This window comes from Cetobacterium sp., assembly GCF_048470075.1.
Taxonomy (GTDB): domain Bacteria; phylum Fusobacteriota; class Fusobacteriia; order Fusobacteriales; family Fusobacteriaceae; genus Cetobacterium_A.
On record NZ_DBGBQB010000048.1, the window covers coordinates 1 to 19,521 of the forward strand.

Genomic DNA, 19,521 nt, shown 5'->3' on the forward strand with positions numbered 1-19,521 from the left:
CTACAGTTTCAATAGGGAATCTCTCCTCCTCATCAATTTCAGCAGCAAGAGGTTTAACTTCATTTTCAGCAAAAGCTGTAATCATTTGCTTAAAAAGTTCTTGCGATTTAGTTAATGTAAAATCCATTTATTTCCTCCTAATATATTTTATTGAACATTTTTTACAATTATTGCAGTACCCATTCCTCCACCAATACACAGACTAGCTAGCCCATATTGAGAACCTCTTTTTTTCATTTCATGTACCAAAGTTGTAAGTATTCTAGCTCCACTAGCTCCAACTGGATGTCCCAATGCAATAGCTCCACCATTGACATTAGTCTTATCTTTAAACCAAACTGGATCCATTGAATACATCTCACAAAGTTCTTTTATAACTCCAAGAGATTGAACAGCAAAGGCTTCATTAAGTTCTAAGATATCCATATCCTCAAGTTTTAAACCTGTTTTATCCAGTACATTTTTTATAGCTGGAACAGGTCCAAGTCCCATAACTAAAGGATCTACTCCACCTTGTCCTACACCTATAATTTCAACTAAAGGGGTTAAATTATATTTTTTTATAGCTGATTCAGAAGCTATAAGTAAAATAGCAGCCCCATCATTTATACCAGAAGCGTTACCAGCTGTGACAGTTCCCTCTTTTCTAAATGCAGGTCTAAGTGCTGAAAGTTTTTCAAGAGATGTTTTTCTATTGGGATATTCATCTGTATCAACTAAAATTATCTCCTTTTTATCTTTAACTTCAATAGGGACAATCTCATCTTTGAAACGTCCACTATCAATAGCGGCAATAGCTTTTTCCTGAGATTCTATAGAGAATTGATCTTGCTCCTCTCTAGAGATATTATGTTTTTCTGCGATATTTTCAGCTGTTATACCCATATGAACCCCGTGGAATGCATCAGTTAGAGCATCTAAAATCATATGATCTTTAGCTAAAGAGTCCCCCATTTTAATACCTGTTCTAATATTGTGGTTAATCAGATGAGGAGCTTGAGACATGGACTCTGTTCCTCCAGCTAGTATAAGGGAAGCTTCACCAGATTTTATAATTTGATAAGCTGACATTACAGCTTTCATTCCACTACCACATATAATATTTAAAGAGTAAGCGGGAACAGTATTGGGAACACCACCTCTAATGGCAGATTGTCTTCCAATTCCTTGAGCATGTCCAGCAGATAAAACATTTCCAATAATGACTTCATTTAAAGTGCTAGGATCTATTTTAGTCTCTTCAAGAATATTCTTTATGACCTCTCCAGCAAGATGACTTGGAGATACTTTGTTTAAAGATCCTAAAAAAGATCCAATGGGAGTTCTTTTAGCGGCTACAATGTAGATTTTTTCCATTTATTCAAAACCCTCCTAAAATAGTTTATACTTCCATAATTTTTAAATCTTCATCAATAATCAAGTCAGCTTCAGTGGCATTTTTAATGTCTTCGATGGATGAGTAAGGGCTAAGTTCTTTTAAAACGATGCCATTATCAGTAACTTCCATAACCCCTTTTTCTGTGATAATCAGGTTAACCTCATTGGTAGCAGTAAGAGGTAAAGTACAATTTTTTAATATTTTTGGAGCTCCCTTAGCAGTGTGTTCCATAGCTATGATAACTTTTTTTGCTCCAACAACTAAGTCCATAGCACCTCCCATACCAGGAACCATTTTACCAGGAACCATCCAATTGGCTAAATTTCCTTTTTCGTCAACTTGTAATGCGCCTAAAACAGTAGCATCAACATGTCCTCCACGGATTATTCCAAAAGATGTAAAACTATCAAAGAAACATCCACCAGGAGCAATAGTAACCAGTGAACCACCAGCATTAGATATTCTACAATCCTCCTCTCCCTCGCAAGGTGTTGGTCCCATTCCAATTAGTCCATTTTCTGATTGTAATGCGACATGTATTGAATCAGGTATATAGTTGGCAACTTCAGTAGGAAGTCCAATTCCTAAATTTACAACATCTCCATCTTTGAACTCTTTGGCAACTCTTCTAGCAATAATCTCTCTAACTCTTTCTTTTGTAAGTTCCATCTATCTTCCTCCCTTAACGATATAATCCACAAATATACCTGGAATAACAACTTCGTTAGGATCTAAATATCCATCAACTATCTCTTCAGCTTCAACAATAACTGTATCAGCAGCAGTAGCCATTATTGTATTGAAATTTCTAGTGGAGCCATGAAAGGAAACATTTCCAAAAGAGTCCACTTTTGTCCCATAAATAAGTGCCACATCAGCTTTTAATGGTTTTTCAAGGATATATTTTTTACCATCGACCTCAATAATCTCTTTTCCCTCCTGAACAACAGTACCGATTCCAGTTGGAGTCAAAATTCCACCAAGTCCAGCTCCAGCAGCTCTTATTCTTTCGGCAAGAGTACCTTGAGGAACTAAAACCACTTCCATCTCTCCACTATGCATCTGCTTTCCTGTTTCAGGATTAGTTCCAATATGAGATACGATAGCTTTTTTAATTCTTTTGTTAACAACAAGTTTTCCTCTTTCAAAATCTGGAAAACTAGTATCATTGGCAATAAGAGTTAAATCTTTAGTACCATTTTCTAATAGTTTTTCAATGACCTCTTTGGGAGACCCACATTTCAAAAACCCCCCAGTCATAAGAGAAGAACCATCTTTAATAAGTGATGCTGCAAAATCAACAGAGACCAATTTTTTCATAACTTCACTCCTTTGTTTAAGTTAGCAAGTACATGCTTGCTTAATTTCAGTATGAATATATACCTCATGTAGAAATGAAATGTCAATAGTTAAATAAAAAATATTTTTTCCGAACAAAAAAAAGGTGTTACAAACATATAATTAGAGAGAGAGTTTGTAAAATGAAAAAGATATACACTTTTCTAAAAAAAAAATTGACAAATGAGTCAAAAATGAGGTATAAATTGAGTTAATATTGAAAAATATAGGCAGAGTTGGAGGGATGATGAAAACACGGGATAAAATTTTAGATTGTGCACAAAGACTCTTTTCAGAGGAGGGCTTTGATAAAGTTTCAACAAAACGTATTGCCAAAGAAGCGGAGTGCAATGAGGTTACTATTTTTAGATTATTTGGAACTAAGAATAGGGTTTTAGAGGAGATAATAAATAAATTTGTAGAAGAGAGTAAAATTATAAAATCCCTGCATGAGAGTCTGACAGGAGAATTAGAACAAGATATTGCCAAAAGTATTCTACTGTATCAAAATTTTTTACAACAACATGAGATAATATTTAGACTTCAGTTAAAACTTTCAGATAATGAGAATCAAAAATTTCTGAGAACAATTGACTTTAAAAACTATTTAGTTGATCATTTTACTGGAGTTTTCCATGAGAATAAGATTAACTACTTACCAGAAGTTTTTGTAAATGATATGTTGAGCAGTGTTATGGGTGGTTTTCTTTTAAAAATTTTAACACAGGGAAAATTCACTGGAGAAAGGGAAGGGTATTTTTTAAGTGAAAAGATTAAATTTTATCAAAACTCAATTGAGCAATATAAAAAAGCAAAATAGAGAAAAATGAAAAAGAGAAAACCATAAAAGATAGGTTTTCTCTTTTTTTATTAATATTTATAGAATCCTTCACCAGTTTTTCTTCCAAGCTTTCCAGCTCTAACCATTTTCTTTAAAAGCGAGTGTGCTCTATACTTAGGATCTCCAAACTCAGTAGCTAAAACATCCATAATAGCTAAAACAACATCAAGTCCAACTAAATCCCCAAGTGCCAATGGACCAATAGGATGGTTAGCACCATATTTCATGGCATTATCAATATCTTCAGGAGTGGCAACTCCATCAGCTAAAATTCCAATAGCTTCATTGATCATAGGAATTAAAATTCTATTTACAACAAAACCTGGAGCTTCTTCACATAAAACAGGTTCTTTTCCCAACTCTTTAGAGAGAGTTAAGATAGTTTCATAAACTTCTTGACTCGTAGTATAACCTTTGATTATTTCAATGAGTTTCATAACGGGAGCAGGGTTAAAAAAGTGCATTCCAATAACTCTTTCAGGATGTTTAGTAGCACAAGCGATTTCAGTGATAGAAAGAGATGAGGTATTTGTGGCAAAGATAGTTTTTTGAGAACAAATCTCATCTAATTTGGAGAATAGCTCCTTTTTTATTGCCATTTTTTCAGATACAGCTTCAATGATTAAATCGGCATCCTTTGCGTCCTCTATATTTGATGTTGTATGTATTTTTGATAAGATTTCATTTTTTCTATCCTCAGTAATTTTTTCCTTCTCAACTAATTTACTTAAACTTTTTACAAAACCTTTCTTTGCTTTTTCAAGAGCTTCAGGACAGATATCAGTCATTAAAACCTCATGATTACCTGTTGCAAAAACTTGAGCAATTCCACTTGCCATAACACCAGCACCTACAATAAATACTTTCATTGTTTCCTCCTTATAACCTTTGTATAGTTTATTTGTTAATAAAGTTTGCTTTTCTTTTCTCTAAAAAGGCCGACATACCCTCTTTTTGATCTGCAGTTGAGAAACATAGACCAAATAAACTACTTTCAATAAACATTGATGTAGTTTCATCTACTTGAATTCCCTTATTAATAGCCTCTTTTGAATATTGAACTGCCAATTTAGCATTGGAACTAATTTTATTTGCCATATTTAGTGCATATTCCATAAGTTTATCATGTTCAATTACCTGGTTAACTAAACCGATAGATTTAGCTTCATAGGCATCGATAATATTCCCTGTATATATAAGCTCCTTAGCTTTAGCTAAACCAACTAATCTTGGAAGTCTTTGAGTTCCGCCAGAACCAGGAGTTATACCTAGCGTAACTTCAGGTTGTCCAAGTTTAGCTTTGTCGGAAGCTATTCTAATATCACAGGCCATAGCAAGTTCACATCCTCCCCCAAGGGCAAAACCATTGATGACAGCAATAACAACTTTATTGATATTTTCCACTGTGTTAAAGGCATTAGTTCCTAAAATACCAAACTCCTTAGCCTCTTTTGTACTTAAATCTTTCATGAAAGAGATATCAGCTCCTGCCACAAAAGAACGTCCTTCACCTGTTAGTAAGATGACATCAATCTCATCATTTTTTTCCAACTGAGAAAAGCATTGGTGAATCTCCTTATAAGTATCTTCATTTAGAGCATTTAAAGATTCTGGTCTGTTAATTTTAACTATACAGACTTTTCCATGAATTTCAGTTAAAAGATTTTTAAATACCATTTTTTCCTCCTTGATAACTAAAGTGTAGTTAAAAAATACTTAACGAGACCCTTATTACCTCATAAAACTTAAATTTGTCAAATTTTTTTATTTATAAAATATTTTTTTGTATCTCTAAGTGTCTGTAATAGGTATTTTTAGTGCTAAAATTAAACTTAAAAAAAGAAAAAAGTTTAAAATAACTATTGACTTAAAAAAAAAGGTGAGGTATATATAGCTACTGACAAAACTAAAGTAAGCACTCACTTACATCCTACTTGAAAATTTTATGAGAAATTAAACAATCTAGGAGGAAGATATGGGAACGGTAATGGCAATAATAAAGCTTAGTCCAGTTTTAGTTTTGGCAGGACTAATGATGAGTGGGTATGATGCATTGTTAGCAGCACCTTTAGCAACAGTATACGCAGCACTTGTGGCATCACTTGTAGCAAAGAAAAAAATAAGTGACATTATAGATGCGTGTATAAAAAATGCAAGAGAGATGCAAATAGCCTTTTTTATCCTAATGATGGCCTATGCAATGGCAGAAGCTTTTATGTCAACAGGAGTTGGAGCTTCCATAATTAACATAGCTTTAGGATTTGGATTAACAGCCAGAACAGTTGCAGTAGTAGGAGTTATAGTAACATCAATCCTATCCATTGCAACAGGAACGAGCTGGGGAACATTTGCAGCCTGTGCACCAATATTTTTGTGGCTGAATCACATTGTTCAAGGAGATATGTTCTTAACTTTGGCAGCAATAGCTGGAGGAGCATGCTTTGGAGACAATATTGGTCTTATATCAGATACAACAATTGTAAGTTCTGGAATTCAAAGAGTTGAAGTTGTAAAAAGAATAAGACATCAAGGATTTTGGTCAGCATCGATACTTGTGTGTGCAGTAGTAACTTTCTATGTAGTGAGTGTTGCTATGGGATTACCAACAGAGGTTGGAAGTCCAGTTGAGGCTATAAATCAGATACCTGAGTCAGCATGGGCCGCTCTAGCAGAAAAAAGAGAGAGTGCAGTAGCATTACTTAATCAAGTTAAAAGTGGAGTACCTTATTATATGGTAATTCCTCTAATTTTAGTTTTAGTTTCAGCATTTAAAGGAGTAAATACACTTTTATGTTTATTCCTTGGAATTTTTGCATCTTTTATATGCGGAACTTTTGCTGGAACTGTTGAGAGTCCTTCAGAATTTTTAAATCTTATTTATACAGGATTTGAAGGAGCAGGATCTTGGGTTATTGTAATGATGATGTGGGTTGCAGCATTTGGTGGAATAATGAAAATTATGGATGCCTTTAGACCAGTATCAATTCTAATTAAAAAGATATCTGGAAGTGTTAGACAGCTGATGTTTTACAACGGTGTTTTATCAATCTTAGGAAATGCTGCTCTAGCAGATGAGATGGCACAAATTGTAACAATAGGACCAATTATAAAGGAGCTTGTTGAAAAAAATGTAAAGGGAAGTCCAAAAGATATTGAAACTTTGAGACTTAGAAATGCTACATTCAGTGATGCTCTAGGAGTTTTTGGATCCCAACTAATACCTTGGCATGTGTATATAGGATTTTATTTAGGAATTGCAAATGCAGTATATCCATTGGCTTCATTTACGGCAATAAGTATTATAAAATACAATTTTATGGCTTATATAGCTGTGGGAAGCATTTTAATACTAACTTTAACGGGACTTGATAGATTTATTCCAAGATTTGCTTTACCGGCAGAACCAGATGTGCAATTAGTAGGAGAAAATGAGGAGATAACAGCAGAAACGGAAGAGTTAGCATAATAAAAAATATGTAAAGGAGAGATAGGAGTTATGACAAAATCAATGATAAGATTAAGAATGAGTTCAGCAGATGCTCATTATGGTGGAAATTTAGTAGATGGAGCAAGAATTTTACAGTTATTTGGGGATGTAGCGACAGAGCTATTGATAAAACATGATGGGGATGAGGGTTTATTCAAGGCTTATAGTGAGGTAGAGTTCATGGCTCCTGTATATGCTGGAGATTATTTAGAGGTTGTAGGAGAGATTACAAAAGTTGGAAATACTTCAAGAGCTATGACTTTTGAAGCTAGAAAGGTAATTGTTCCAAGAGCTGATATCTGTGACTCAGCAGCAGATTTTTTAGAAGAACCCATTGTAGTATGTAAAGCAGTTGGTACTTGTGTCGTTCCAAAGTCTGTTCAAAGAAAGGGGTAGATTATGGAAAAATTAATAATAACAGCAGCCATTTGTGGTGCTGAAGTGACAAAAGAACATAATCCAGCTGTACCGTATACAGTGGAGGAGATTGTAAAAGAGGCTTACAGTGCATATAAAGCGGGAGCAAGTATCATTCATCTACATGTTAGAGAGGATGATGGAACTCCAACTCAAAGAAAAGAAAGATACGATGAGTGCATAAGAGCTATAAAAGAGAGATGTCCAGATGTAATAGTTCAACCTTCTACAGGGGGGTCAGTGGGGATGACCTCAGCTGAAAGATTAGAGCCAGTTGATTTAAAACCAGAGATGGCGACATTAGATTGTGGGACCTTAAACTTTGGTGGAGATGAAATTTTTGTGAACACTGAGAGTATGATTAAAGAGTTTGGAAAAAAGATGATAGATTTGGGTGTTAAGCCAGAGGTTGAAGTTTTTGATAAATCAATGATAGACATGGCAATTAGATTGTGTAAAAAAGGGTTTATTAAAGAGCCGATTCACTTTAGTTTTGTAATGGGAGTAAATGGTGGAATTTCTGGAGAATTGAGGGATTTTCTCTTTTTAAAAGAGAGTATACCTTGTGGATCTACATATTCGGTAGCTGGAATAGGAAGATATGAATTCACTCTTGCTGTGGCTTCTATAATATCTGGAGGTCACGTAAGAGTTGGATTTGAAGATAATATCTATATTGAGAAGGGTGTATTAGCAAAAAGTAATGGTGAGTTAGTTGAAAAAGTTGTAAGACTTGCAAAAGAGTTTGGAAGAGAGATAGCAAATCCAACTGAGGCAAGAAAAATATTAGGTTTAAATTGAGGAGGATATTATGAAAAAAGGATGCAAATTTGGAACACATAGAGTAATAGAGCCTGTTGGATCACTACCACAAGGAGCATTAAAAATATCCAATGATATGGAAATTATGTCAAATGAAGTATTGATTAATGTACAAACTCTAAATATTGATTCAGCTAGTTTTACACAGATTAAAGAAGCATGTAATAGAGATGAGAAAAAAATGGCTGAAATGATTGAAAGTATAGTGGCTGAAAGAGGAAAGATGCAAAATCCTGTGACAGGATCAGGAGGAATGTTAATTGGAACTGTTGAAAAAATAGGACCAGATTTTCCAGATAAAAACTTGAAAGTTGGAGATAAAATAGCAACTTTGGTTTCACTTTCATTGACGCCTTTAAAGATAGAGGAGATAAAGAAAATAAATATCTCAAATGATCAGGTGGATGTAAAGGCTAAAGCAATTTTATTTGAAAGCGGTATATATGCGGTTTTACCTGAGGATATCCCTGAAAAATTAGCACTTGCAGCACTGGATGTAGCTGGTGCACCTGCTCAAGTTGAAAAATTAGTTAAAGAGGGAGATACGGTTTGTATAATTGGTGGTGGAGGAAAATCTGGAATCCTTTGCTGTTATCAAGCTATGAAAAATGTTGGAAAAACTGGAAAAGTTATAGTGTTTGAATATTCTGAAGCAAATGCACAAAGAATTAGAGATTTAGGATTGGCTCACACTGTTTTAGTGGGAGATGCAACAAAACCAGTAGAAATTTATAATAAAATAAATGAAATCACAAATGGGGAGTTATGTGATGTTGTAATAAATAATGTAAATGTTCCAGGAACTGAGATGTCATCTATATTGATAACAAAGGATGATGGAGTAGTTTACTTCTTCTCAATGGCCACTTCATTTACAAAGGCAGCCTTGGGAGCAGAGGGTGTAGGAAAAGATGTGAGTATGATAGTTGGAAATGGATATACAAAGGGACATGCCAATTTAACTTTGGAAATTATAAGAGAATCAAAAGCAATTAGAGAGTTATTTGAAAAGCTATACGTTTAATTAAAAAATAAAAAAGGTTTCAATATAAAAGTCGGGAGGAGTTTATCAATGATGAATTTGAGAGAGAGATTTAACGTAACAGATGAGCAATGGAATGACTGGAAATGGCAAGTTAGGAATAGGGTAGAAACTTTGGAGCAATTAGAAAACTTAATGACTTTAACAGATGAGGAGAAAGAGGGGATAAAAAAATCATTAGAGACTATTAGAATGGGAATTACACCATACTATCTAAGCATTATGGATCCAGATAATCCGAAATGCCCAGTTAGAATGCAAGCAGTACCATCTGTAAATGAGCTACATAGATCAGCAGCAGATCAGTTAGACCCATTACATGAGGATGGAGATTCACCTGTTCCGGGATTAACTCATAGATACCCAGATAGAGTGTTACTACTTGTAACTGATATGTGTTCAATGTATTGTAGACACTGTACAAGAAGAAGATTTGCAGGACAGACAGATCACGCTCTGCCAATGGAAAGAATTGAAAAAGCTATTGACTATATAAGAAATACGCCTCAAGTAAGAGATGTATTATTATCTGGAGGAGACCCTTTGCTTTTATCCGATGAAAATTTAGAGTATATCATCAGTAAATTGAGAGAGATTCCACATGTAGAGATTGTAAGACTAGGATCAAGAACACCAGTTGTAATGCCTCAAAGAATAACTCCAGAACTTTGCAATATGTTAAAAAAATATCATCCAATCTGGTTAAATACTCACTTTAATCATTCAAAAGAGATCACTCCAGAGGCAATTAAAGCTTGTAATATGCTAGCAGATGCAGGAGTTCCTCTAGGAAATCAATCGGTTTTATTGAGAGGAGTAAATGACTGTGTACACGTAATGAAGGATTTAGTTCATAACCTAGTTAAAATGAGAGTAAGACCATATTATATCTATCAATGCGATCTATCAATGGGAATCGAACACTTTAGAACTCCAGTATCTAAAGGTATAGAGATAATTGAGGGATTGAGAGGTCATACATCGGGATATGCTGTTCCTACATTTGTTGTAGATGCTCCAGGTGGAGGAGGTAAAATTCCAGTGATGCCAAACTATTTAATATCTCAATCTCCAGAGAAAGTTGTCTTAAGAAATTTTGAAGGTGTTATTACAACATATACTCAACCTGCAAACTATGAAAATAGATGTGAATGTGATACATGTCAAGGAGAGACAAAGAAAAAACAGGTTGGAGTTGCAGGATTAATGAGTGGATGTGAGGAAACTTTAGAGCCAAGACAACTTGATAGAAAAAAAAGAAATGCACACTAAAATATAGTAAGCTTGAAAGGAGAGGAGCATGCCCTTTATAAAAGATATAAAAAAATATAAAAGTATTGCAACAATTGGATTAGAAAAAAATGTTGGTAAGACAGAAACTATGAATTATATCTTGAAAAGATTAAAAAATGAGGGAGTTGTAACAGCTGTTACTTCAATAGGAATAGATGGAGAAACAGTTGATTTGGTAACAGAAACAGCAAAACCTGAGGTAACAATATATGAGGGAATGATTTTTATAACGAGTGAAAAGCACTATATAAAAAAGAGATTTCAAGCTGAAATTTTAGATGTTAGTGAAAAATCCACTGCTCTAGGGCGTCTTGTAACAGCAAGAGCCCTAGGAGAGGGAAAGGTATTACTATCAGGGCCATCCAATGGGACTTGGGTAAAGAGTGTCATAGATGAAGTGTTGAATAGAGGTGTAGACAGTGTATTAGTAGATGGGGCCCTATCACGTTTAAGTGTAGGGTCTCCTATTATTACAGAGGGTATAGTTTTATCAACGGGAGCAGCTGTTTCAATTAATCCAAAGGAGATTGTAAAAAAAACTAAGCATATTATAGATCTTCTTAAATTGGAAAGTGTTGAGGAAAGAAGAAAAGATAGAGTGATGGATTTAGAAGATGGAATATATAAAATACTTTGGGAAAAAGATATTATAAATAAGTTACCCATTAAATCAATATTAAATTTTTCTCAATTGGAAGAAAATATTTTTTTAGAAAGATGTACTCTCTATATAACTGGAGTTTTAACTGAAAGATTTGTTGAGAGCTTAACAAAGCAAAGTTTTATAGAAAATGTGGAGATAGTTGTAAAAGATTTTACGAAAATATTCGTATCGGGAGATATTTTAAATCGTTTTATACGAAAAGGTGGGAAATTAAAAGTACTGTTAAAAACAAAACTAGTGGCGATAACAGTAAATCCAGTAGCTCCAACAGGACATATATTGGATTCGAAGGAGCTTATAAAAGCGATTGAGGAGTATGCTGAGGTACCTGTTATCAATCTAAGGGAGGAAGGTTATGAACTTTGAAAAGATAGGTTTTGATTATATAATTGATACCTTAGATATAGTCAGTAGATTGGGAAAAAAAGCATTAAAAAGTATCGAGTTTTCAAAAGATTCTGAGAAATTAGAAAAGGAGTATGAAAATTTACACAGTGTGATAACTTTGTTGGAAAGTAATTCTAAGATATATACTACAATCAAAAGGAAACTATCAGCATTAAAGGATATTGAAAATATTGTAAATAGATTATCCAATGGATATATATTGGATGATATTGAACTTTTTGAAATTAAAATTTTTTCCATGATCTCCCAAGAGATATATGAAATTTTGAAGGAAAACTATAAATTTTTAGCTCCTCAAAATTTGGAAAAAGTAATTGATATATTGGATCCAGATAAACTTAGAATAGCGAGTTTTCATATATATAGTTCCTACTCAATAGAATTGTCCGAAGTTAGAAAAGCTATAAAAGAAACTAAAGATGAAACATTATATGAAACTGAGATGCAGTTGGAAGATGATGTAAGAAAGGTTATTAGTAGGAAATTATCAAACTATAATCAAGTTTTAAAAAGTTCTATAAAAAGATTGGGATATTTGGACCTAGTTTTAGCAAAAGCTCTTCAAACCCAAAAGTTAAAATTAGTAAGACCAACTTTTGGTGAAAAAACAGAGCTAAAAGGGATATTCAATCCAAAGGTTTTAAAAATATTGGAAGATAAAGATAAGACATATCAAAAAATTGATATAACATTGCACAATGGAGTGACAGTTATAACAGGAGCGAACATGTCAGGGAAAACATTGACATTAAAAACTTTAGGCTTAGTTCAAAATATGGCACAGATGGGATTTTATATTCCAGCTATAGAGGGAAAGATACAGCTTGTTGATGAGATATGTTTGTCAATTGGGGATACTCAATCTTTAGAGGAGGGGCTATCCTCCTTTGCAGCAGAGATGTTAGAGATAGATAGAATAGTAAAAAAGATAAAAAAAGGGATTAGACCTCTTGTTTTAATAGATGAATTAGCTAGAACAACAAATCCTCAAGAAGGAAGAGCACTTTTAAAAAGTGTAATAACAATTCTTAATAATTATTTTATAGAATCTGTAATAACCACTCATTATGATCAAGTGGGAGAAGATGTTGTAAAATTAAGGGTTGTTGGAATTAAAAAAACTCAATTGGATGAGGATATAAACTATAAAAATATAGAGGACTATATAGACTATGCTCTAGTTGAAGTAGATGATGATAGTGTTCCAGAAGAAGCATTGACAATAGGAAAGTTATTAAAAATAGATGAGGATATTATAAATAACGCATATAAGTATTTATAAGGAGGACGTTGATGTTTAAAAGCAAGTTAGGGTTAGATTTTAATAAAGTGGATAGAGCCAGAGGGTTGGCTAAAGATATAGCTATAGATGTACAAAAATTTGTGGATTCTTATACAACAGTTGCAGTGGAAAGAACAATTTGTAGACTGCTAGAGATAGATGGCGTAGACTGTGATGAGGTACCATTGCCAAATATTGTTGTAGACCATTTAAAAGATAAAGGGGTGCTATCTGAAGGAGTTATGTATTTTATAGGAAATGCAATGCTTGAAACAGGATTATCCCCTCAAGATATAGCTGAAAAAGTGAGTTTAGGTGAGTTAGATTTAACTAAGATAAAACAACATAGTAAAGATGAGGTTCAAAGAGCTGTAGAACCAGTTGTAAATAGAGTAGTCGATAGAATAAAATCAAACAGAGAGCAAAGAGAGGGATATTTAGCAACGATTGGAGAGGGACCAAAGCCTTATCTATATGTAATTGTTGCAACTGGAAATATCTATGAGGATGTTATTCAAGCGCAAGCTGCAGCAAGACAGGGAGCAGATATAATTGCAGTAATTAGAACAACAGGACAAAGTCTGTTGGATTATGTTCCTTATGGTGCAACAACAGAGGGATTTGGAGGAACTTTTGCAACTCAAGAGAACTTTAGAATTATGAGAAAAGCTCTGGATGAAGTGGGAGAAGAGGTTGGAAGATATATAAGACTTTGTAATTATTGCTCAGGTCTTTGTATGCCAGAGATAGCGGCGATGGGTGCTTTAGAAAGACTTGATGTAATGCTAAATGACGCATTATACGGAATACTATTCAGAGATATAAATATGCAAAGAACACTAGTGGATCAATTTTTCTCAAGAGTGATAAATGGATTTGCAGGAGTTATAATTAATACTGGGGAGGACAACTATTTAACAACAGCTGATGCTGTTGAGAATGCTCATACAGTTTTAGCATCAGATTTAATAAATGAACAATTGGCATTTATGGCTGGTATTCCAGAGGAACAGATGGGATTAGGACACGCCTTTGAGATGGATCCAGAGTTAGAGAATGGATTCCTATTGGAATTGGCACAAGCTCAAATGACAAGAGAGATTTTCCCTAAGGCTCCACTAAAATATATGCCACCTACAAAATTTATGACTGGAAATATATTTAAGGGGCATATACAGGATGCACTATTTAATCAAGTAGCTATAATGACAGGGCAGGGGTTACAACTGTTAGGTATGATGACAGAAGCTATTCATACACCATTTATGTCAGATAGATATCTATCGATAGAAAATGCAAGATATATATTTAATAATATGAGAGATTTTGGTTCTGAGATAGAGTTTAGAGCTAATGGAATAATACAAAAAAGAGCGCAACTTGTTTTGGATGAATCTGTGGAGCTACTTGAAAAGATGGTTGGAGATGGTCTATTTAATTCACTGGAGAAGGGAACTTTTGCAGATATAAAGAGAAGCAGAACAGGTGGTAAAGGATTATCAGGAGTTGTAGAAAAAGGTTCTAGTTATATGAATCTATTCATTCCAAAAATGTTAGGAGGGGATAAATAATGGGTGGTGGATTATATTCAATGGAGGAAAGAACGTTCGATACAACATTAGATTTAAAAGCTGTTAAACCATATGGGGATACAATGAATGATGGGAAAACTCAACTTTCGTTTACTTTGCCAGTACCAGCAGGTGCAGAGGGAGTTGAAGCAGCTAAACAACTTATGAAAAAAATGGGATTTGAAAATCCACAGGTTTCATATTTCAAAGAGTTGACAGATGGCTTTACATTTTTTAACTGTTATGGAAATTGTACTCATACAGTTGATTATGAATCTATCTATGTTCCAAAAGTTGAGTCAACAACTTGGTCAATGGAAGAAACAGATAGATTTATAAAAGAGAGTATTGGTAGAAAAATAGTTGTCTTAGGTGCGAGTACAGGAACGGATGCTCATACAGTTGGAATTGATGCTGTAATGAATATGAAGGGTTATGCAGGTCACTATGGATTAGAGAGATATGAGATGATAGAAGCTTTAAATATGGGAAGCCAAGTTTTAAATGAGGATTTCATAGCTAAGGCTATTGAAATTGGAGCTGATGTACTTTTAGTTTCTCAAACAGTTACTCAAAAAGATGTGCATATTAAAAATTTGGTTGAACTTATTGAGATGATAGAAGCTGAAGGATTAAGAGATCAGATGCTAGTGATTTGTGGTGGAGCTAGAATAACGCATGAATTAGCTAAAGAACTTGGATATGATGCTGGATTTGGAGCTGGTACATATGCGGATGATGTAGCTTCATACGCTGTTCAAGAGTTAGCAAAAAGATTGAATAGATAGCAGGAGTTGGGTATACATATATGTATGCCCGTTTATTTTTAAAGGGGAGAGTTATGGAGTTTATAATCAATGTTTTTACGTATAATGGAAAGGGTGGAAATAAAGCTGGAGTAGTAATGATAAAAGAGGATATTTCAAAAGAGGAGTGTCAAAAAAAAGCTAAAGAGTTAGAATTTTCAGAGACAGTTTTTGTAAAAAAAATATCAAAAAAGATATTTGAACTAAAATTTTATACTCCTCAGTGTGAAATAGAGTTTTGTGGACACGCTTCTCTAGGAGCTTTTTATGTTTTAAAAAAAACTGGTGTTATTGAAGAGGGAGAGTATATAGAAAGATTAGGTTTTAAGGATTTAAAAGTTATACTAGAGGAAAGAGAGATATTTTTAGAGCAAGATAGTATAAGAATAGAGAGCGTGCCAAAAATAAAGAAAATATTAGATTCTATAGGAGTAAAAAAGGAGGAGTTGTATGAAGGTTTAGAGATAGTCATTGGATATAGTGGATTAAGAGATATATTAATTCCAGTTAAAAGTAGAAAGATATTAAATAATTTAAAGATTGATTTAGAAAAAATAAAATATATATCAAAAGATTATGATACAGTGGGATATCATGTTTATACTATTGAAAACAATAGAGTTTATTGTAGAAATTTTGCACCACTTTATGGAATAGATGAGGAAGCAGCAACTGGAAGTTCAAATGGAGCACTTTTTGGATATTTGAATACATTTGAGAGATATAAAAGTGATTATTTAGAGTTTTTCCAAGGAGAAAACTATGGGGAATGCTCTAAGATAATAGTTAGATTTATTGATGGTAAAGTATATGTAGGGAGTGAGTTTTAAGCATTAGGCTTAAAACTCAATTATTCTAGTTGAGATTTTATTGACAAAATCCATCTCATGACTAACTATAACCATAGTCATATCCCTATTGTCTTTTAGTTCTTCAATCACCTTTAAAACTTCAGCAGTCATAAAAGGATCTAAAGCTGAAGTCGGCTCATCAAAAAGCAAAACCTCAGGATCTTTTGCTAGAGCACGAGCGATGGCCACCCTTTGTTTTTGTCCTCCAGAAAGATATTTAGGATAGGTATCTGCTTTATCAGATAGTCCTACTCTCTCTAAAAGATTTTTAGCTTTTCCAATAGCTATATTTTTATCCATTTTATCAACCAATATAAGAGGCTCTGTAATATTTTCCAAGATTGTTTTATTTGGAAAAAGATTGAAATTTTGGAAGACCATACCCATTTTTTTTCTGTTGCATACAATCTCTCCAGAACTAAAATCTTCAAGACCAATTAAACACCTTAAAAATGTTGATTTTCCCTTTCCAGAAGGACCAATAATTGATACAATCTCCCCTTTTTTAATCTCCAAGTCTAAATTGTTAAAAATAGTGTTTTCACCAAAAGATTTATTTAAATTTTTAACTTTAATAGCCATTATACAGTCACCTTCTTTTCAATAATTTTTAAAATTAAAATAATAATAGTTGATAATCCTAAATAGATTACAGCACATATAATAAATGGGGCAATGGTAAACTCTCTTGTAACAATCTCTTTAGAGTTTCTTAAAATTTCTGCCATCCCAATAGCTGAAACTAAAGAGGTATCTTTAATAAGAGCGATAGCCTCATTTGAAAGAGCAGGTAATGCTGTAATTAAGCTCTGTGGAAGAATTATTTTAAACATAGTTTGCCAATAACTATAACCTAAAACTTGAGCAGCCTCAAATTGTCCAGAGTCAACTCCTAAGATGCTCCCTCTAAAGATTTCAGATATATATGCAGCATAGTTAATTGTAAAAGTTATAAGTGCTGCATGAAAAGGTTCTAAAACGATTCCAAATACAGGTAATCCGTAGTAAACAAAGAAAAGTTGTAATAAGAGAGGCGTACCTCTAAATATCCATGTATATATTTGAATTCCAATGTTTAATATCTTGTATTTTGAAACCCTTCCAAGAGAAAGTAAAATCCCTAGAGGCAAAGAGAAAATTAAAGTAAATAAATAAAGTTTTAAAGTTAAAGTTAATCCTTGTAGTATATAAAATAAGTTATTTTCCATAAATAATCCTTCCTTAAAATAGAGTGTTAGTTATTACCAAACCATTTTTGGTAAATTTCATTAAATGATCCATCAGCTTTCATATCTGATAAGGTTTGATCTATCTTGTTTTTTAAAGTTAAATCCTGTTTTCTCATACCAATTCCCATCTGCTGCTTATCTAAAACCTCATTTAAAATAGTAAAACCATCTTTTTTGGCAACATAGTATTTACCTACAACTGCATCAACAACAACCGCATCAGTTCTACCAGCTTCTAAGTCTAAAAGAGCTTCAACATTTGTAGAGTATTTATTAATATTACCTGTTATCTTAGATAGATTGGAATTTTCAAATGCAAAGTATGAAGCACTTCCTAGCTGTACACCAATATTTTTACCTTTTAAATTTTCAAAAGATTTTATCTGAGAATCTTTCACTATAACAATTTGATCATCGTCAAAATATGGAGTAGAAAAGGCAATCTGTTGCTCTCTTTGAGGAGTTATAGTAAGTCCATTCCAAATTAAATCGATTTTTTTACTTCTCAAATCAAAAATGATTCCATCCCATTCGCAAGGTTTAAAAATAGCTTTAACTCCCATTCTTTTAGCAATTTCATTAGCTAAATCAATATCAAAGCCAATGATATTACCCTTTTCATCTCTAAAGCCCATTGGAGCAAATGTATCATCGAGACCGATAATAATCTCACCCTTATTTTGAATAGTTTGTAGTGCATTGTCTTTAGAAAAAGATATAGAAAATACAGTTAATGTTAATAACAAAAGTTTAAATATTTTTTTCATATAAAAATCCTCCTTAAAATTGAGTTATAAAAAACAAAAAGCCATCTAGAACATATCTAGATGGCTTTAAAAAGGATGTATATCTTTTTTTCATTGTCATCATAGATACAGACTCAAGTTTGTAATACAACAAGAGTCTGTATCTATGAAAATCCATAGGGAACAAACTCTAATATCTATGATGATGATGTAATGAGTTTAAAACAATGAACAGTTGCGACATATCTTCCTCCTAATTTTTTTTGTTTTATATTTTATAATGATACTGTTATTTTTTTAATATGTCAAGAAAAAATAAAAAAAGTTTTTATTTTTTCACTGGTTTTAAAGTTTCTTGTAAAGTTTTTACAGAAAACTCAATATCTTTAGGTGCTCCACCAGTATTTAACATAATATTTTTTTTATAGTTTGCCGAAAGGACAAAAGCGTACTCTTTTATAGTTGGATTTGTGAAAACTAAAATACCATTTCCAAAATCGCACTCCTGTGGAACTAATTTGAATCCTTTTTCTTCCAATAAATTTATGGAGTTAGCTATTGCGTCATTTAATTTAGCATAAGTTTTATAATCTGTAACTTCAACATGAGAATCCCCTTTTTTAAAGTTAAATCCCTCATCTTTTTTTATATATTCCAATTGGTATCCATTTTTTTCCATTTTTTCCTTTAATTTAGGGAAGTTATAATTATTACTATTGGCAAATATATTTGCAGAAAGAGTTAAAGTAAATAAAAATAAGAATATTTTTTTCATTGAAAACCTCCTAGTTAATAGTATCTATTTCTATAATAGTTTCTATATGCTCGCTCATCTCTTTCATGACCAATAGCAGCTCCAGCAAGAGCACCAATTCCAGCACCAATAAGAGTACCGGCGGTATTTCTACCAATAAGCTGACCAGCTAAAGCTCCAACAGCTGCACCACCCAATGCTCCATCTCTCACTCTAGGAGTATTGTACATTCCATAATTGGAACATCCAGCCAAAGCAGAGATTAAAACAGATACAAAAATAAATCTCTTAAACATATAAGATACCTCCTTAAATTTATTAAAACTTAATGCATTTAAAGTTTAAAATATCTACTTAAAAAATTATAAAATTCCTTTAAAAAAATATAAAAAATGTTGACAAAGCTCTCTAATTGGTATAGAATAGATACATAAAGCCTGAGTGACGGAATTGGTAGACGTAGCGGACTCAAAATCCGCCGGTGTTTACACCTTGGGGGTTCGAGTCCCCCCTCAGGCACCAAAAATCTTAACTATCATATATGTTTTATTGAAATTTTACGAAGTGGTAATATTTGAATAAGGTATATATG

The 19,521-nt window shown here is 33.1% G+C and carries 22 protein-coding genes and 1 tRNA gene; 12 read left to right on the top strand and 11 right to left on the bottom strand.

The window, feature by feature from the left end; translation table 11 throughout:
* From ACMOUI_RS01475 to ACMOUI_RS01490, 4 genes are all read right to left on the bottom strand, one after another.
* Window positions 1–127: acyl-CoA dehydrogenase family protein (locus ACMOUI_RS01475; RefSeq protein WP_418963995.1), on the bottom strand; the 127-nt coding region annotated here is incomplete at its 3' end.
* Window positions 128–147: 20 nt separating this feature from the next.
* The gene (locus tag ACMOUI_RS01480) at window positions 148–1,356 is read right to left on the bottom strand and encodes an acetyl-CoA C-acetyltransferase (RefSeq protein WP_418963974.1); all 1,209 of its coding nucleotides are present in this window, start codon (window positions 1,354–1,356) and stop codon (window positions 148–150) included.
* Window positions 1,357–1,381: 25 nt separating this feature from the next.
* A complete protein-coding gene (locus tag ACMOUI_RS01485) occupies window positions 1,382–2,047 on the bottom strand; it encodes a 3-oxoacid CoA-transferase subunit B (protein WP_418963975.1) in 666 nt (221 codons plus the stop codon).
* Entirely contained in the window at window positions 2,048–2,698 is a 651-nt protein-coding gene (locus ACMOUI_RS01490) for a CoA transferase subunit A (RefSeq protein ID WP_418963976.1), read from the bottom strand.
* Between the two features lie 265 nt (window positions 2,699–2,963).
* Between ACMOUI_RS01490 and ACMOUI_RS01495 the strand changes: the two genes are divergently transcribed.
* Window positions 2,964–3,536, top strand: a complete 573-nt coding sequence (locus tag ACMOUI_RS01495; RefSeq protein ID WP_418963977.1) for a TetR/AcrR family transcriptional regulator — start codon at window positions 2,964–2,966, stop codon at window positions 3,534–3,536.
* A gap of 50 nt (window positions 3,537–3,586) precedes the next feature.
* Here ACMOUI_RS01495 and ACMOUI_RS01500 read toward each other — a convergent pair whose 3' ends face one another.
* On the bottom strand, window positions 3,587–4,426 hold the full coding sequence (locus tag ACMOUI_RS01500) for a 3-hydroxybutyryl-CoA dehydrogenase (RefSeq protein ID WP_418963978.1): 840 nt from the start codon (window positions 4,424–4,426) through the stop codon (window positions 3,587–3,589).
* Window positions 4,427–4,454: 28 nt separating this feature from the next.
* On the bottom strand, window positions 4,455–5,234 hold the full coding sequence (locus ACMOUI_RS01505; protein WP_418963979.1) for an enoyl-CoA hydratase-related protein: 780 nt from the start codon (window positions 5,232–5,234) through the stop codon (window positions 4,455–4,457).
* A 298-nt stretch (window positions 5,235–5,532) separates the two neighbouring features.
* On the opposite strand from ACMOUI_RS01505, the gene ACMOUI_RS01510 reads away from it, so the two are divergent.
* From ACMOUI_RS01510 to ACMOUI_RS01555, 10 genes are read left to right on the top strand one after another with little or no spacing between them, the layout of a single operon-like run.
* On the top strand, window positions 5,533–7,023 hold the full coding sequence (locus ACMOUI_RS01510; RefSeq protein WP_418963980.1) for a Na+/H+ antiporter NhaC family protein: 1,491 nt from the start codon (window positions 5,533–5,535) through the stop codon (window positions 7,021–7,023).
* A gap of 30 nt (window positions 7,024–7,053) precedes the next feature.
* The gene (locus tag ACMOUI_RS01515) at window positions 7,054–7,440 is read left to right on the top strand and encodes a hotdog domain-containing protein (RefSeq protein ID WP_418963981.1); all 387 of its coding nucleotides are present in this window, start codon (window positions 7,054–7,056) and stop codon (window positions 7,438–7,440) included.
* Between the two features lie 3 nt (window positions 7,441–7,443).
* Complete coding sequence (locus ACMOUI_RS01520; RefSeq protein WP_418963982.1) at window positions 7,444–8,262, top strand: 3-keto-5-aminohexanoate cleavage protein; 819 nt, start codon at window positions 7,444–7,446, stop codon at window positions 8,260–8,262.
* Window positions 8,263–8,272: 10 nt separating this feature from the next.
* Complete coding sequence (locus tag ACMOUI_RS01525; protein ID WP_418963983.1) at window positions 8,273–9,307, top strand: L-erythro-3,5-diaminohexanoate dehydrogenase; 1,035 nt, start codon at window positions 8,273–8,275, stop codon at window positions 9,305–9,307.
* Between the two features lie 48 nt (window positions 9,308–9,355).
* On the top strand, window positions 9,356–10,597 hold the full coding sequence (gene ablA, locus ACMOUI_RS01530) for a lysine 2,3-aminomutase (RefSeq protein ID WP_418963984.1): 1,242 nt from the start codon (window positions 9,356–9,358) through the stop codon (window positions 10,595–10,597).
* A gap of 28 nt (window positions 10,598–10,625) precedes the next feature.
* Window positions 10,626–11,648 carry a hypothetical protein gene (locus tag ACMOUI_RS01535; protein ID WP_418963985.1) on the top strand — a complete coding sequence of 341 codons (1,023 nt, stop codon included), beginning with the start codon at window positions 10,626–10,628 and terminating at the stop codon, window positions 11,646–11,648.
* Entirely contained in the window at window positions 11,638–12,972 is a 1,335-nt protein-coding gene (locus tag ACMOUI_RS01540; protein ID WP_418963986.1) for a MutS-related protein, read from the top strand. The genes ACMOUI_RS01535 and ACMOUI_RS01540 overlap by 11 nt, the downstream gene beginning before the upstream one ends.
* A gap of 11 nt (window positions 12,973–12,983) precedes the next feature.
* Complete coding sequence (locus ACMOUI_RS01545) at window positions 12,984–14,543, top strand: lysine 5,6-aminomutase subunit alpha (protein WP_418963987.1); 1,560 nt, start codon at window positions 12,984–12,986, stop codon at window positions 14,541–14,543.
* Window positions 14,543–15,331 (top strand): OAM dimerization domain-containing protein, encoded by a 789-nt coding sequence (locus tag ACMOUI_RS01550; protein WP_418963988.1) that lies wholly within the window; start codon window positions 14,543–14,545, stop codon window positions 15,329–15,331. Before ACMOUI_RS01545 ends, ACMOUI_RS01550 begins: the two co-directional genes overlap by 1 nt.
* 53 nt (window positions 15,332–15,384) lie before the next feature.
* A complete protein-coding gene (locus ACMOUI_RS01555; RefSeq protein WP_418963989.1) occupies window positions 15,385–16,179 on the top strand; it encodes a PhzF family phenazine biosynthesis protein in 795 nt (264 codons plus the stop codon).
* A 9-nt stretch (window positions 16,180–16,188) separates the two neighbouring features.
* Here the strand turns inward: ACMOUI_RS01555 and ACMOUI_RS01560 are convergent, their stop codons facing one another.
* From ACMOUI_RS01560 to ACMOUI_RS01580, 5 genes are all read right to left on the bottom strand, one after another.
* Window positions 16,189–16,782 (bottom strand): amino acid ABC transporter ATP-binding protein, encoded by a 594-nt coding sequence (locus ACMOUI_RS01560; RefSeq protein ID WP_418963990.1) that lies wholly within the window; start codon window positions 16,780–16,782, stop codon window positions 16,189–16,191.
* Window positions 16,782–17,408 (bottom strand): amino acid ABC transporter permease, encoded by a 627-nt coding sequence (locus tag ACMOUI_RS01565; RefSeq protein ID WP_418963991.1) that lies wholly within the window; start codon window positions 17,406–17,408, stop codon window positions 16,782–16,784. Before ACMOUI_RS01565 ends, ACMOUI_RS01560 begins: the two co-directional genes overlap by 1 nt.
* Before the next feature lie 26 nt (window positions 17,409–17,434).
* Window positions 17,435–18,196 (bottom strand): amino acid ABC transporter substrate-binding protein, encoded by a 762-nt coding sequence (locus tag ACMOUI_RS01570; protein ID WP_418963992.1) that lies wholly within the window; start codon window positions 18,194–18,196, stop codon window positions 17,435–17,437.
* 307 nt (window positions 18,197–18,503) lie between these two features.
* Window positions 18,504–18,950 (bottom strand): hypothetical protein, encoded by a 447-nt coding sequence (locus tag ACMOUI_RS01575; RefSeq protein ID WP_418963993.1) that lies wholly within the window; start codon window positions 18,948–18,950, stop codon window positions 18,504–18,506.
* 14 nt (window positions 18,951–18,964) lie between these two features.
* On the bottom strand, window positions 18,965–19,225 hold the full coding sequence (locus ACMOUI_RS01580) for a glycine zipper domain-containing protein (RefSeq protein WP_418963994.1): 261 nt from the start codon (window positions 19,223–19,225) through the stop codon (window positions 18,965–18,967).
* A 139-nt stretch (window positions 19,226–19,364) separates the two neighbouring features.
* On the opposite strand from ACMOUI_RS01580, the gene ACMOUI_RS01585 reads away from it, so the two are divergent.
* Window positions 19,365–19,451: transfer RNA gene (locus ACMOUI_RS01585), tRNA-Leu, on the top strand.
* Window positions 19,452–19,521 lie beyond the last annotated feature (70 nt).